Origin of the sequence: Clostridium aestuarii, from assembly GCF_026735135.1 — a bacterium.
GTDB classification, from domain to species: Bacteria; Bacillota; Clostridia; order Clostridiales; family Clostridiaceae; genus Clostridium_H; species Clostridium_H aestuarii.
Window position 1 is genome coordinate 263492 of the sequence record NZ_JAPQER010000003.1, and the last position, 14499, is coordinate 277990.

General features: G+C 28.8%; 12 protein-coding genes, 1 riboswitch and 1 other annotated feature. Of the genes, 4 read left to right on the top strand and 8 right to left on the bottom strand.

The window, feature by feature from the left end; genetic code table 11:
* Positions 1-42: 42 nt before the first annotated feature.
* Positions 43-2040 carry a methyl-accepting chemotaxis protein gene (locus OW763_RS09475; RefSeq protein ID WP_268040874.1) on the bottom strand — a complete coding sequence of 666 codons (1998 nt, stop codon included), beginning with the start codon at positions 2038-2040 and terminating at the stop codon, positions 43-45.
* A gap of 279 nt (positions 2041-2319) precedes the next feature.
* Positions 2320-2540, top strand: a binding site (T-box leader).
* 380 nt (positions 2541-2920) lie between these two features.
* Between OW763_RS09475 and argS the strand changes: the two genes are divergently transcribed.
* On the top strand, positions 2921-4612 hold the full coding sequence (argS, locus tag OW763_RS09480) for an arginine--tRNA ligase (RefSeq protein ID WP_268040875.1): 1692 nt from the start codon (positions 2921-2923) through the stop codon (positions 4610-4612).
* Between the two features lie 23 nt (positions 4613-4635).
* Here argS and OW763_RS09485 read toward each other — a convergent pair whose 3' ends face one another.
* The 7 genes from OW763_RS09485 to OW763_RS09515 form a co-directional block, all read right to left on the bottom strand.
* Entirely contained in the window at positions 4636-5265 is a 630-nt protein-coding gene (locus tag OW763_RS09485; protein ID WP_268040876.1) for an ABC transporter permease, read from the bottom strand.
* Positions 5266-5373: 108 nt separating this feature from the next.
* Entirely contained in the window at positions 5374-6150 is a 777-nt protein-coding gene (locus OW763_RS09490; RefSeq protein WP_268040877.1) for an ABC transporter ATP-binding protein, read from the bottom strand.
* 53 nt (positions 6151-6203) lie between these two features.
* A complete protein-coding gene (locus OW763_RS09495; RefSeq protein WP_268040878.1) occupies positions 6204-7103 on the bottom strand; it encodes a glycine betaine ABC transporter substrate-binding protein in 900 nt (299 codons plus the stop codon).
* 7 nt (positions 7104-7110) lie between these two features.
* Entirely contained in the window at positions 7111-7749 is a 639-nt protein-coding gene (locus OW763_RS09500; protein ID WP_268040879.1) for an ABC transporter permease, read from the bottom strand.
* 186 nt (positions 7750-7935) lie between these two features.
* Entirely contained in the window at positions 7936-8091 is a 156-nt protein-coding gene (locus OW763_RS09505; protein ID WP_268040880.1) for a FeoB-associated Cys-rich membrane protein, read from the bottom strand.
* Between the two features lie 82 nt (positions 8092-8173).
* Entirely contained in the window at positions 8174-9937 is a 1764-nt protein-coding gene (gene feoB / locus OW763_RS09510; RefSeq protein ID WP_268040881.1) for a ferrous iron transport protein B, read from the bottom strand.
* 21 nt (positions 9938-9958) lie between these two features.
* Complete coding sequence (locus tag OW763_RS09515; protein ID WP_268040882.1) at positions 9959-10201, bottom strand: FeoA family protein; 243 nt, start codon at positions 10199-10201, stop codon at positions 9959-9961.
* Positions 10202-10435: 234 nt separating this feature from the next.
* On the opposite strand from OW763_RS09515, the gene OW763_RS09520 reads away from it, so the two are divergent.
* The 3 genes from OW763_RS09520 (at position 10436) to OW763_RS09530 (ending at position 14407) form a co-directional block, all read left to right on the top strand.
* The gene (locus OW763_RS09520) at positions 10436-11110 is read left to right on the top strand and encodes a ribonuclease H-like domain-containing protein (protein ID WP_268040883.1); all 675 of its coding nucleotides are present in this window, start codon (positions 10436-10438) and stop codon (positions 11108-11110) included.
* A 177-nt stretch (positions 11111-11287) separates the two neighbouring features.
* Positions 11288-12973 (top strand): GspE/PulE family protein, encoded by a 1686-nt coding sequence (locus OW763_RS09525; RefSeq protein WP_268040884.1) that lies wholly within the window; start codon positions 11288-11290, stop codon positions 12971-12973.
* Positions 12974-12980: 7 nt separating this feature from the next.
* Positions 12981-13064, top strand: a riboswitch (cyclic di-GMP riboswitch).
* A gap of 134 nt (positions 13065-13198) precedes the next feature.
* A complete protein-coding gene (locus OW763_RS09530) occupies positions 13199-14407 on the top strand; it encodes a type II secretion system F family protein (RefSeq protein WP_268040885.1) in 1209 nt (402 codons plus the stop codon).
* Positions 14408-14499 lie beyond the last annotated feature (92 nt).

Genomic DNA, 14499 nt, shown 5'->3' on the forward strand with positions numbered 1-14499 from the left:
GTTAATATGAAAGAGGGAATGAATGGTTTCATTCCCTTATTTTCATATCTTAAATTTGCTTAATTCCTCGTTAAGTTTTGCAGCAAGCTCATTTAAACTGTCAGCAGCATTTGCTACTTCTTCAATAGCACTACTTTGTTGTTCAATTGAAGCAGTTACTTCTTCTGATGAAGCAGCTGTTTCTTGAGATATTGATGATATGTTTTGAATAGAGGATACTAATGATTCTTTATCTCCATTTAATAGATTAACAAATTGAGTCATAAGTTCAATTTTTGCTGTAATATTTTCTATGGAATTAGAGATTTTATCGAAGGAAGTATTTACTTCATCCACAGCCGTAGATTGTTCATTAGAAATAGCTTTAACTTCGTTCATTATATTTACAGTGTTACTACTATCACTTTGAATATTTGTGATTATTTGTTTGATTTCATCTGTAGCATATTGAGAACCTTCTGCAAGTTTTCTTATTTCATCTGCAACTACTGCAAAGCCTTTACCAGCTTCACCAGCTCTTGCAGCTTCAATAGATGCATTTAATGCTAATAAGTTAGTTTGGTCTGAAATAGAATTTATTGTATCAAGTATAGAGCTTATATTACTGGCGTTGTTATTTAATGCAATTATAGCAACTTCAATTTTTTGGATAGCTTTTGTATTGGAATCTGTTTTAACATGCAATTCTTCTACAGCTTTAAATCCATCTGAATTTGCATTAGTTGCTTTATTGGTAACATCTGAAATTTGGTTCGCATTATTGGATAGATCATTAAATTTTTCTGATATATTATAGGTAAGCTGAGCACAGGTTTCAGCATCACCAGCTTGTTCAACAGCACCTGTGGATATTTCTTCAATGGCTCGTGTTATACCTTCTGCAGAAGCACTGGTTTCTGCAGAATTAGCAGCTAAATTTTGTGCTGAAGAATTCAATCCTTTTGATACGTTTTGTACATTATTTATCAAATTCCCCACAGATTCCAACATAATATTAAAGCCGTCACCTAAAGTGCCTACTTCATCTTTAGACTTTATATTACATCTTACGGTAAAGTCTCCTTTTTTTACTTTTTCCATATCTTCTAAAAGATATTTAAGTGGTCGTGTTGTTCTATTAGCAAAAAGTATTGATATTAAAATAGCTATAATTAAAGATAATATTCCAATGGTTAGGTTGATTTTAAATATTCCATTAATACTTTCATCAATTTCTGTAATATACATACTTCCAATGATACTCCAACCAACTTTATCAAGCTTTGTAAATGAAGCAAATTTATCTATTATTACTCCATTTTCTTCCCATTCATATTCTACATAACCTTCACTTTTTATGTTTACAGCATTTATAATTTCGTTTTGAGTAAAATCAGTTGATATAAGGTCTTTATTTTTATGTGTTATTACTGTATTATTTTTATCTAATAAAAATACATAGCCTTGTTTACCAATTTTAATAGAGTTGATTTCTTCTGATAAAATATCTAATGGTATATCCAAGCCTAATACACCAACAAATTCATTGTTATTATAGCTATTGTAAACAGGAATAGCTGCAGTTATAACTAAGCAATCTTTAAATGCATCTTCATAGATGTCAGTCCAGATTAAACCATTTTGCTTAACAGCTTCTTGATACCAAAGTCTAGAAGTTGGATCATAGTTTGAATCTGGTTCTACTTGAGGCCATGAAATAAATTTTTTATCTTTAGTTCCTAAATAAATATTAAGGATGTTTTTATGACCTTTAGAAAAACCCTCAAGATCTTTTATCATCCATGGTAAGGATTCAGAACGATTTAAAATCTGTTGTATATTAGGCTCATAAGACATCTGTTTTAATGAGTTTTCGTAGCCTTTAAGATAATTGTTTATTGATGATTTACTTTGAGTGATAATTTCAAGAGTAGATTTTTCAAGATCTGATTTTAGAACTTTTTTAGATTTTATATGTGTCATTGTACCTAATGTAAATAATGGAATAGAGATTAATAGGATAAACATAATCATTAATTTGTATTTTATGCCTAGTTTCATAAAGTTCGCTCCTTTTTTATTGAATTAAGAAATTACAATTTTCTAAAATAGATATTTTATACCTAAGTAGTAAGATGTAATTAATAAGTATCTCATATAAAATATCGACACGAAAGTAACTTGCCTTTAGACTTTTGCTTGATTTTTTTAAATATAACCCTAAATAATAAAGAAAAATTGTAAAAATTTAAAAAATAAGTTTGAAGTTTTAAATATGTAATTATACATATTGACAAATTGAAAAAGCTAATAATATAATTAAGAGTAAACAAATTACATATTTATTCGGTGAAGAGGAGAGTAACCTTTTAAAATCTTTAAGCGAGCAGGAGAAGGTGTGAGTCCTGTAAGAATTTAAATTGGAGAATAGAACCTTGGAGAAACTGCTAAAGTTATATTAATTATTAATATAATTAAGTAGGACGTTAACTGCGTTAAAGTTTTAAGTGGACTAATTCTTAGTCAACTAGAGTGGTACCGCGGATATATCCGTCTCTGTTTTTTCAGAGACGGTTTTTTTAGTTTAGACACAATATAAGAATATTGTGCACAATATTCTTAGTTGACGTGCTGTGCCAGCAAGCTGGCAGACGCAGTTGACGTGCCCATCAGCTAGCTGATGGGTAGTTGAGAGTTAAGGATGTTTTGCTAATGCAAAACTACAATTTTTAACTGCTGACGCAGTCAGCACGTCAACTGATTTGCAGTTTTCTGCCAAATCACGTCAACTTCATATGCTGGTTTTTAGCATATGAACGTCAACTGCATATGAATAGTTTTGTCATATGCACGTCAACTAAAAAAGTGCTGCGCACTTTTCTTATGTTGTGTAATTTTGTAATTATTTTGTTAATAATAAATAATATAGGGAGGAATTAACGTGGATTATAAAAAGATTGTTGCTGAAAGAATTAAAGAACATGTTGATTTAGAAGTTGATGTTGTAGAAAGTCTTATAGAGATACCACCAAAATCAGAAATGGGAGATTTTGCATTCCCGTGTTTCCAATTAGCTAAAACATTTAGAAAAGCACCAAATATGATTTCGCAAGAACTCCAAGAAAAAATTAATAAAGAAGGTTTTGAAAAAGTTGAGTGTATGGGACCTTATTTGAATTTTTTCATGGATAAGGGAAGCTTTGGACAATCAATAATAGAAGCTGTTATGAATGAAGGAGATAAATATGGTTCTTCAGAAGTAGGTAAAGGTAAGAATATTACTATAGATTATTCTTCACCTAATATTGCAAAACCTTTCCATGTAGGGCATTTATTTAGTACATCAATAGGTAATGCGCTTTATAAAATGTTGAGTTTTGAAGGATATAATTCTATTGGTATAAATCACCTTGGAGATTGGGGAACTCAATTTGGTAAACTAATTTCAGCTTATAAAAGATGGGTAGATGAAGATGCATTAGAAAAAGATCCAATAAAAGAGCTTTTAAGAATATATGTTAAATTCCATGATGAGGCAGAAAAAAATCCAGAGCTTGTAGATGAAGGAAGAATGTATTTTAAAAAGCTTGAAGAAGGTAGTGAAGAAGAAGTTAAACTATGGAAAAAATTTAAGGATTTAAGTTTAAAAAAATTCCAAAAAGTATATGACAGACTTGGTGTTGAATTTGATTCCTATGCAGGTGAAAGCTTCTATAATGATAAAATGGATACTGTAATTGAAGAATTAGAAAACAAAGGAATACTTGTTGAAAGCAATGGAGCTAAGGTTGTAATGATGGAAGAGGAAAATATGCCTCCATGCATTATTAAAAAAGCTGATGGAGCAACTATTTATGCTACTCGTGATTTAGCTGCTGCGATGTACAGAAAGAAAACATATGATTTTTCTAAAGGTATATATGTAGTTGGTGGTGACCAATCTCTTCATTTTAAACAAGTATTTAAAGTAATAGAAAAAATGGGGTATGAATGGGCTAATAATTGTAAACATGTAGCCTTTGGATTGGTTAGATTTGCAGATAAAAAGCTATCAACAAGAAAAGGTCAGGTTATTTTTCTTGATGACTTATTAAATCAAGCAGTTTCAAAAACTTTAGAAGTAATAAATGAAAAAAATCCTGGGCTTGATAATAAAGAAGAAGTTGCAGAAAAAATTGGTGTTGGTGCAGTAATATTTACTTACTTAAAAAATAGAAGAGAAAAAGACATAGTGTTTAAGTGGGAAGAAATGTTAAATTTTGAAGGAGAGACAGGACCTTATGTTCAATATACTTATGCAAGAGGAAAGAGTATATTAAGACGTGCAGGTGAAGTTTCAGGAGAAGCGGATTTTAGCAAGCTTACTTCAAAAGAAGAGTTTGAACTTATTAAGACACTTGCTGGATTTAATGAAGCTATTTTAGATGCAATAGATAAATTAGAACCATCTATTTTAACAAGACATGTAGTTGATATTGCAAAAGCATTTAATAAATTTTATAATGCTCATAATATAATGAATACAGAAGATGAAAAAGTTAAAAATGCTAGACTTAAGATGGTAGAAGCTACTTGCCAAGTTATTAAAAATGGACTTAATTTATTAGGAATTAAAGTAGTTGAAAGAATGTAGAATTATTAAATCAACTACCGCTTTTATGCGGTGGTTGATTTTTCTTTTACATATTTTTTCTCTAAATAAGTAATTAGTTGATTGGATGTTATAGAAAGTATTGTTATTAGGGTAGTTCCAGTTAATATTTTTATTGAGTTTTGTTGATATATACCTTCAAATATTAAAACGCCAAGACCGCCAGCGTTTATCCATGCAGCTAGAGTTGTAAGACTTATTATTGAAACTGTAGCTACTCTGATTCCAGCTAAAATTACAGGAAGTGAAATTGGAAGCTTGATTTTAAATAACAATTGAATATTACTATAGCCCATACCGTAGCCAGCATCTATTATGGAATTAGGTACTTCATTGAGTCCTTTGGTTATGTTTCTTACTAGTATAAATTGTGAGTACATAACAAGAGTTATTATTGCGGATTTAAAGCCTAATCCAGTAAAGGGTATAAGAAGGGCGAAAAGTGCCATGCTGGGTATTATATAACATAAGCCTAAAAGTTTAGTTGTTATTTTTCTGAATTTTTTATGAGTAGATGCAAAAATCCCAATAGGAAAGGCTATCAGCATTGAAATAAAAAGTGATGTGAAAGTAAGAAAAATGTGTTCACATAATAAATTTAATATTTTAGGATAATGATTGATTAAATACTCCATTATATAAAATCCTTCCATTAATATAATAAAAAATAAAATTTTAATTATGCAATTTCCTTAAATAGATGATTTGATTTATTAATTGTTAGTTATAATAAAGTTTAGTTTTTAAACTTTGTTATAATATATATTTGAAAAAGGTTCGGTAAAGCTCTTGAAAGCATATATGAGGTTTAATACAAAAGTATCTGCTGGGTTTTTAATTATATTATAAGGAGTATCGTATTGTATGATTTTACCATTATTCATGATTACTATTTTATCTGCTAATTTTATAGCTTCACCTATATCATGAGAAACAAAAAGGATAGTCTTTTTTTGTTGTTTTTGTATTCTTAGGAGTTCATCTTGAAGATTAGTTCTAGTTAAAGCATCTAGGGAAGCAAAGGGCTCATCCATAAGTAGAATAGAAGGATTGCCAGCAAGAGCGCGTGCTATACCTACACGCTGTTGTTGACCACCTGAAAGTTCATTAGGATATTTGTGTTTATATTCATCAGGCAAGTCTACAAGTTGAAGTAAATTATTGATTCTGATATCTATTTCATCTTTTGACCATTTGAATATTTTAGGTACAGTAGCTATGTTTTGATAAACGTTCATATGAGGGAATAGACCATTTTGCTGAATAACATATCCTATTTTACGTCTTAATGAGGTTCTATTTAAAGAATTTATTTCTTTACCATTTATATATATTTCTCCCTCGTTTTTAATATAAAGACCATTTATCATTTTAAGTAATGTGGTTTTGCCAGAACCTGAGCTGCCGAGCAGAACCACAAAACTTCCTTTTTCAATGTTAAGATTCACATTGTTTACTGCGAGTTCTTTTGAATTTTTAAATTTTTTACTCACATTTTTAAATTCTATAGCATAATTCATAATAAAATACCTCACTACTTATTTTGATAATATTACGTCGCAATATTATTATATTATTTGTTATCAAGTAATTTGTTTTTTATTAAAAATTCTTTAGCAACATCTTCATATTCACGTTTATTTCCATCTACTTTCCAATTTAGTTCTTGCATAGTTTCATCTGTAAGCAATGAATTCAGTTTATTTAAGAGGTTTTCTATTTCGGGATATTGTTTTAGTGCGGATTGTCTGATTACAGGTATTATATGGTAAGCAGGCCACAAGTTTTTATCGTCTTCTAAAACTACAAGATCATAAGCTTTGATTTGACCATCAGTTGTAAATGCTACAGTAGCATCAATTTCGTTGTTATTAAGAGCTACATATCTAAGACCTATATCATAGGAATTTACAGATTTAAAATTAAAGTCGCCGTAAATATTTTTCAAACCGACTATTCCATCTGGTCTTTGTTGAAATTCGGGAGGACAACCTAAAATTATATTATCCGCTGTACTAGAAAGATTCGAAAGAGTTTTTAAGTTGTATTTTTCAGCAATTTTCTTAGTTACTGCTATAGCCTGAGTGTTGTTGAGTGGAGTTTGATTTAAAATATCTAATTTGAACTTTTTTTTATATTCTTTTTTTATAATATTAAATACGTTATCTTTATTAGAAATAGACTCTTTTTTTAGTATGTTTGTAAGTGCATTTCCTGTATATTCTGGATATAAATCAATATCACCATTTAAGAGAGCTTGATGTGCTATTGCGGTAGCTCCAAGATTAAATTTTCTTTCCACTTTGAAACCTTCATTTTCTAATACAAGTGCATACATTTCAGAAGTGAGAAAAGATTCAGTGAAATTTTTAGAACCTATAGAAATTACTTTCTTTGACGAACTGGAAGTACATCCATTAAAAAATAAAAAACATGGAAGAAGTAGAAGCATAATAAAGATACTCTTTTTCATAATTAAATCATCCTTTCCAAATAAAAAAAATTTTATCTAATATTTCTAAAAGTAGTTCAGTAATTAATGCTATTAAAGCAATTGGAATTGTGCCTATTAATATTAGAGGGATATCTATCATATTAACTCCGCTAATAATGTATTCACCAAGTCCACCACCACCTATAAAGGCTGCTAGAGTTGAACTAGCGATAACTTCAATAGCTGAAGTTTTACAACCTGCAATAATTATTGGCATTGCAAGAGGAAATTCTATTTTAAATAAGGTTTGAAAATTATTCATTCCCATAGCTGTTGAAGATTCTATAATAGCTTTATCTACATTTTTTAAACCTGCAAAGGTATTAAAAAGTATAGGAGGACAAGCAAGGAATATTAAAGCAATAAGAGAAGGAATAAATCCAGTTCCTAAAACAGGTATCATAATAGCAAGTATTGCAAGACTAGGAATTACTCTTAAAGAGTTAACAAAATTTATTACTAGTACTGATACTTTTTTATTTTTATAACACCATATTCCTAAGGGAATACAAATTAAAGTAGCAATTAATAAAGAGAGATAGCTAAGTTTAAGTTGAGTACATAATCTACTTAAAAATTCATAAGGGTGTTTATTAATGTATCCCCAAATTTGTTTTATCAGCATGTTAAAAATCCTTTCTAATATTTAGTTGTTTATTGAAAAACTCTCCTATTAAATATATTAAAAATAATAAATATATATTACTTTTATAAATTTTCAGTCAAAAAAATAAAATTCAAGTAAAAACTTGGTTTTTACTTGAATTTTACTTGAATTTTATTTTTTATTTAAAGGGAACTAAGTTAGTTATCACTTTTTTTCTTTGTTTTTATTATTATATTGTGGACAGTGTGATGAACAGCTGTCACAATCACATTTACCAGATATTTTTTTCTTAGCACTTTTAACTAATGTAAATACTGATAAGGACGCAATTATAATTGTTAAGATTATTTCTATTATCATTTATATCACCCCATTAGACATTAAACTTAAAAATTTAATGTGATTGACAATTGACAATTGAGGTTGCTTTACTAAAGAAAAACTAAGTGAAAATAAGAGTACCTATATTGTATGTTAAGAAAGATATTACCCAAGCTAAAACTAATTGATAAAGTACAGAAAATATAGCCATTTTACTACCATATTCTTTTTTCATTGTTGCAATTACAGATACACATGGTGTATAAAGTAGAGTAAAAACTAAAAAGCTACAAGCTGATATTGTTGTAAAATGAGAAGCTATAGCATTAGATAAATCACCGCTGTAAACAACTCCTAATGTTGAAACAACAACTTCTTTTGCCATAAGTCCTGTAAGTAGTGCAACAGAGTTTTGCCAAGAAGCAAAGCCTAAAGGTTTAAAAATAGGACTAATTATAGTTCCTATACTTGCAAGAAAACTGTTGTTTATATCTGTCATTCCAGACCAGTTAAAGTTTTGTAGTAACCAAATTATAACTGAAGCTGAAAATATAAGTGTACCAGCTTTTTTTAAAAAGCTTTTACCTTTTTCCCAAGTGTGAAGTAATAAGCTTCTGGGTTCAGGTAATTTATATTCAGGTAATTCTATAATAAAAGGTTCTTCATCTTTTTTAAATATAGTATTTTTAAATAGTAATCCTATTATAAAAGCCATTAATATTCCTAATAAATAAAGTAAAAAAACTACCATGTCTTGTTTACCTTTAAAGAAGGCAGCTGCAAAAAGTGCATATACAGGTATTCTAGCATTACAGGACATTAAAGGTACAAGTAGTGCTGTTAACTTTCTATCCTTTTCGCTTTCTAAGGTTCTTGCTGACATTATTCCTGGAACAGAACATCCAAAACCAACTATCAATGGAATAAAAGCTTTACCTGATAATCCCATTTTTCTCATTATATTATCCATAATAAAGGCTCCACGAGCCATGTAGCCGCTGTCTTCAAGAAAAGAAATTCCTAAAAATAAAGCTAAAATAACTGGTAAAAATACAACTACAGAACCAACTCCGCCAACTATCCCATCGATTATTAAAGATTTAAACCAAGGGCTACTGGTATATAATAGATTTTCTAATAGTGGAACTAAACCTTTATTTAAAGCTCTATCTAAAACGTCTGCTAAAGGTTGTCCTACCCAATTGAATGTGAACTTAAATATCAAGAATAGAATACCAAAGAAAATTGGATAAGCTGCAAATTTGTTTAAAACTATTTCATCTATTTTTTCAGTAATAGTTACTTTATTATAATTAGAGTAGGTAATACAGTCTTTTAGAATATTTTCAATATAATTATAAGTTTCTTTTTCATTTAGTTCTTTATGTTTATTAACAAATGAAAATTTAAAGTTTCTTTCAAACAATTCTTGTTTTATAGCATCAATTCCGTTGTTTTTAGAAGCTACTATAGGAATTACATTAACTCCTAGTTTTTCAGAAAGGGCATCAAAGTCGATTGCTATTCCTTTAGCTTCTGCTACATCGAGCATATTAAGAACAAGTATTATAGGTTTATTAAATTGTTTTAGTTGAGTAGTTAAATATAAATTTCTATCTAAATTGGAAGCGTCAACTATGTTTACTATTATATCGACATCTTCCTGTAGTAAAAAATGTTTTGCTACTTTTTCTTCGTTTGAATATGTATCCATAGCATAAATTCCAGGGAGATCAACTACTTTTATAGAGTCTTTTATGTATCCTTCTTTTTTTTCAACAGTAACTCCTGCCCAGTTTCCTACATATTGATTAGAGCCTGTTAAAGAATTAAAAAGAGTAGTTTTACCTACATTAGGATTTCCTACTAATGCTGCGGTAATCATATTGTATATCGTGCCTCCTTATTATGCAGTTTTGGCCTGCACATTCATCTTAAGTTTTATGTTTTGAGCATCCTTTTTTCGTATTGCTAAATTAAAGCCTCTTACCTTTATTATGAGTGGATCTCCAAAAGGTGCTGAGGTTTTTAATGTTATTTTAGTACCTTCTATACATCCTAAAGCTAATAATCTTTTTGCGAGTTTTTCATTACCAAATACTGTATCTATAAATCCTTCTTGTCCAGGTTTTAAATCACTAATATTCATTAGGTATCCCCCCATTTTCAAAGCTGTGAAAACCATTCTCATTTAAAACATTATATCATTAAAACAGGTGAAAGTCAATATCTAATTGAAAAATATTTTCAATTATCTAATGTGAATTTCAGGGAAAATACATATTAGATTTATTTTATGGTTCACAAAAATAGTAAAATGTGAGATAATGAAAAAGTTGACAACTATTAATTGTTATTTATGTTTCTAGAAAAGAGTGATAAAGTGATAAAAAGAGAGAATACAATAAAAGTAAAAGAATTTTTTGAAGAATTTATATTAGAAATTGGTGGACAAAAAGATTTCTTTAAGGATTCTGTGTTTTTAGATTTAGAACATTACCTTTATAAGAAGCCAATATGTATAGGTGTATTTGGCTGCTGTTATTTTGATAATAAAACAAACGAATTAAAAGTAACTCAATATATGATAGAGAACAAAAAAGATGCGCTTCCAATATTGGACTTAGCAAAGGAATATCTTATTGAGATGTGTGAAAAACATAATAAAAAATATATAGTTACTTTTTCAGGAAATAATGATTTTATGGTAATTGATTATTTATTTGAAAAGAATAAGATTGATTTAAAAATAGATGATTGTTATAAAAAAATTGATTTACAAAGAGAATATGAGAAGTTAACAGGAGAAAATATAGGGCTTAAAAATCTAGAAAAAAAATTCGATATACATCGTGAGAGTGAACTTATAAGTGGTTCTAATTTATCAAAAACATTTTGTAAGGTTATGAAAGATCCTGATTACATCAATAGAATGCCAGAAGAAAAAAGACAAAGGATACTTTTATATAATGAGCAAGATGTGGTGAGTCTTTTCCGTATATATGTAGATTGGAAAAAATATTTAAATGAAAAAGAATATTTAAAAGAAAAAGAATAAGAAAATATTAATTTTATAAAAAAAAGAATTAAATTAGAAAAAATTCTAAATTTAATTCTTTTTTTTTATTTTGTGAGAAATTAACAAAAAATGTTTATATAAGTAGAAAAATGTTGTATAATGGGATAAAGAGTTATTTATATTTTGGTAACCATAGCAACTAACAGGAGAAATGCGATGGGTAGATTAAATAAAAAGAGATTAGGGGATTTATTAGTTCAGGCTGGAAAGATAACTAAAAAACAGCTGCAGGTTGAACTTGAAAAACAAAGAGAAAAAGGTATTAAATTAGGAGAACTTTTAATTAAGGATAAAATACTTAGTGAAGAAGATATAATAGATGCGCTTAAAGTACAGTTGGATTTAGAAAGAGTCCATTTAGATATGATTAATGTTGATAGAGAGACTGTAAAAGCTATACCAGAGTCGCTAGCTAAAAAATACTTATTAATTGGCTTTTCTTTTGAGGGAAATAAAATTAAGGTTGCCATGTCAGATCCTCTTAATTTATTTGCTGTTGATGATGTGCATATTGCTACAGGAAAAGAAGTTATTCCTGTAATTGATACTAAAGGTAATATAGAAAATGCTATAGATAGGTATTATTCTAGTGAATACGTAGAAAAGGCAGCAAAGGAACTAAGTATATCGAGTACAAAGATAGAAATCAAAGAAGAAGTAGAAGAATTAGACGAGGTTAAAAATGCACCAGTTGTAAAATTGATTGATTCTATAATAAAAAATTCAGTTAAATCTAAAGCAAGTGACATACACATAGAGCCTTTTGCAGACTACATAAAAATAAGATATAGAATAGATGGAATGCTTAAAGAGGTTTTAAGAGTATCAAAAGATACAATAGGTTCTCTTATAACCCGTATAAAGATATTATCTAATTTAGATATATCAGAAAAAAGAATACCTCAAGATGGAAGAATTATAACCAAAGTAGATAATGAAGATGTTGATTTAAGAATATCTGTTTTGCCAACGGTGTATGGTGAAAAAGTTGTTATAAGGGTTTTGAAAAAGAATAATTTTTTAGTTAAAAAGGACAAGCTCGGTATGGATGAAGCTCAAGTTAAAGAAATAGAAAAAATGATAAAAAGTCCATACGGTATAATTTTGGTTACAGGTCCTACTGGAAGTGGAAAAACAACTACTTTATATACGATGCTTGAAGAAATAAACAAGCCTGAAAATAATATCATTACTATAGAAGATCCTGTTGAATATAGGATGGAAGGAATTAATCAAGTTAATGTTAATAATAAAGCTGGGCTTACTTTTGCAGCAGGATTAAGATCCATGTTAAGGCAGGATCCAGATATAATAATGATAGGAGAAATAAGAGATCAAGAAACAGCAGAGATAGCAATAAGGGCAGCTATTACAGGACATTTGGTCTTAAGTACTATTCACACTAATGATGCAGCTTCGGCTGTTGCAAGATTGAGAGATATGGGGATAGAGCCTTATCTTATATCAGCGGCGATGACTGGAGTTATTGCACAAAGACTTGTTAGAAAAATTTGTCCTAAATGTATAGAAGAGTATTATGCTACTGAATATGAGAAAAGAATTTTAGGGATGGATAAGTTTCAAGATATAAAGCTTTATAAAGGGAAAGGTTGTACTAGTTGTGGTAATACAGGATACATGGGGAGAATTGGAACATATGAAATTATGGAAGTAACAAAGTCCCATAAAGAGATTATACAAATTAATTGTAATTCAGAGGAAATTAGAAAGCTTAACTTGAAAAATGAAATAAAAACTTTGGAAGAAGCTTGCAAGAAATTGGTACTTCAAGGTGTTACAACCATAGATGAACTGGCTAAAATAACTTTTATAAAAGAATAAAATATAATATTGACAATGGCAAACTTATTGAAAGATAAGGACGCAAAACAACAGGCCTAAAGTTTAAGACTACGGCGGCTGAGTTGCCGAATAAATAAAAACAATTTATTTTTAATATTTTGGTAATTTAGTTAGAATTAGTTTTAGATAAGGGCCTTTTTATTATATAACAATAACTTTTATATAAACTTTAAATAAATAATGTACGAAAAAAGAGGTGAAAGCATGCCTTTATTCAAATATAAAGCAGTTAATAAACAGGGCAAAAAAGTAGATGGTAGGTTTAGTGCAAATAGTAAAAATGAAGTTTTAGCAATGATAAGAGAAAATAGTTATTATCCAGTAGCGATACAGGAAGTTGAAGAAACAAAAGAAATAGACTTAGCAGCTATTTTTTCAAAGATAAAAGCAAAAGATTTAGCAGTTTTTTGTAGACAGTTTTATACACTGCTTAATGCAGGTGCTGATATATTGAATTCTATACAAATTCTTAAACAGCAAACGCAAAATAAAAGAATGAAAGCTAGTTTAGAGGATATATATGAAGAAATTCAAAAAGGTTCTACACTATCATCTGCTTTTAAGAAATACCAAGATGTTTATCCAGAACTTTTAATTAATATGATTCAATCAGGTGAAGATACTGGTAATTTAAGTACTGTAATAGAAAGAATGAGTGAGCATTACGAAAAAGAAAATAATATAAACAGAAAAATAAGAGGTGCGATGGTATATCCAATAATATTAAGTGTAGTTTCTGTAGGAGTTATTATATTCCTTTTAACTTTTGTAATGCCTCAGTTTGTAAGTATGTTTCAAGGAAGTGGAGTAGAACTTCCGCCGATAACCAAAACAATGCTAAATATAAGTAATTATATAAAAAACTATTGGTACATAATAATCTTATTTGTTGTATTGAGCATTACAATTTTAAAGGTTTTGGCTAAAACTGTTTCAGGTGAAAGGATTATAGAAACAGTAAAATTGAATTTCCCATTAATTAAAAATACAAATAAAAAAATAATAACTTCAAGATTTGCAAGAAGTTTATCAACTACTTTAATTAGTGGAGTATCTATTATAAATGCTGTTGAGGTAGTATCAAGAGTTGTAGGAAATAAATTAGTAGAAAAAAAATTATTGACAGCTAGAGAAAAAATAACAAAAGGTATGCCACTTGCAGAAGCCATTAAAGATATAGAATCTTTTCCACCTATGCTTGTAGCTATGGTAAAAATAGGAGAAGAATCTGGAGCACTGGATGATATATTGGAAAAAACAGCTGATTTTTATGATGGAGAAGTAGAAGAAGCACTGCAAAAACTTACTACAATGATAGAACCTTTAATGATATTGATTATGGGTGCAATTGTAGGATTTATAGTTATATCTATGATGCTTCCAATGTTTGATATGTTTAAAACTGTAGGATAAAAGCAGTTAAAAATCGTAAACTTACAAAATTTGTTAATAAAAGGCACAGCCTTAAAAATATAATCTATAAATTTTAAATAATAAGATTAGAG

What these genes read in the sequence shown, in the direction of transcription:
- OW763_RS09475 (WP_268040874.1), bottom strand. Translation starts at nt 2,040, where the DNA reads ATGAAACTAGGCATAAAATACAAATTAATGATTATGTTTATCCTATTA.
- OW763_RS09485 (WP_268040876.1), bottom strand. Translation starts at nt 5,265, where the DNA reads ATGGAGTATTTAATCAATCATTATCCTAAAATATTAAATTTATTATGT.
- OW763_RS09490 (WP_268040877.1), bottom strand. Translation starts at nt 6,150, where the DNA reads ATGAATTATGCTATAGAATTTAAAAATGTGAGTAAAAAATTTAAAAAT.
- OW763_RS09495 (WP_268040878.1), bottom strand. Translation starts at nt 7,103, where the DNA reads ATGAAAAAGAGTATCTTTATTATGCTTCTACTTCTTCCATGTTTTTTA.
- OW763_RS09500 (WP_268040879.1), bottom strand. Translation starts at nt 7,749, where the DNA reads ATGCTGATAAAACAAATTTGGGGATACATTAATAAACACCCTTATGAA.
- OW763_RS09505 (WP_268040880.1), bottom strand. Translation starts at nt 8,091, where the DNA reads ATGATAATAGAAATAATCTTAACAATTATAATTGCGTCCTTATCAGTA.
- feoB (WP_268040881.1), bottom strand. Translation starts at nt 9,937, where the DNA reads ATGATTACCGCAGCATTAGTAGGAAATCCTAATGTAGGTAAAACTACT.
- OW763_RS09515 (WP_268040882.1), bottom strand. Translation starts at nt 10,201, where the DNA reads ATGAATATTAGTGATTTAAAACCTGGACAAGAAGGATTTATAGATACA.
- OW763_RS09525 (WP_268040884.1), top strand. Translation starts at nt 11,288, where the DNA reads ATGGGTAGATTAAATAAAAAGAGATTAGGGGATTTATTAGTTCAGGCT.
- OW763_RS09530 (WP_268040885.1), top strand. Translation starts at nt 13,199, where the DNA reads ATGCCTTTATTCAAATATAAAGCAGTTAATAAACAGGGCAAAAAAGTA.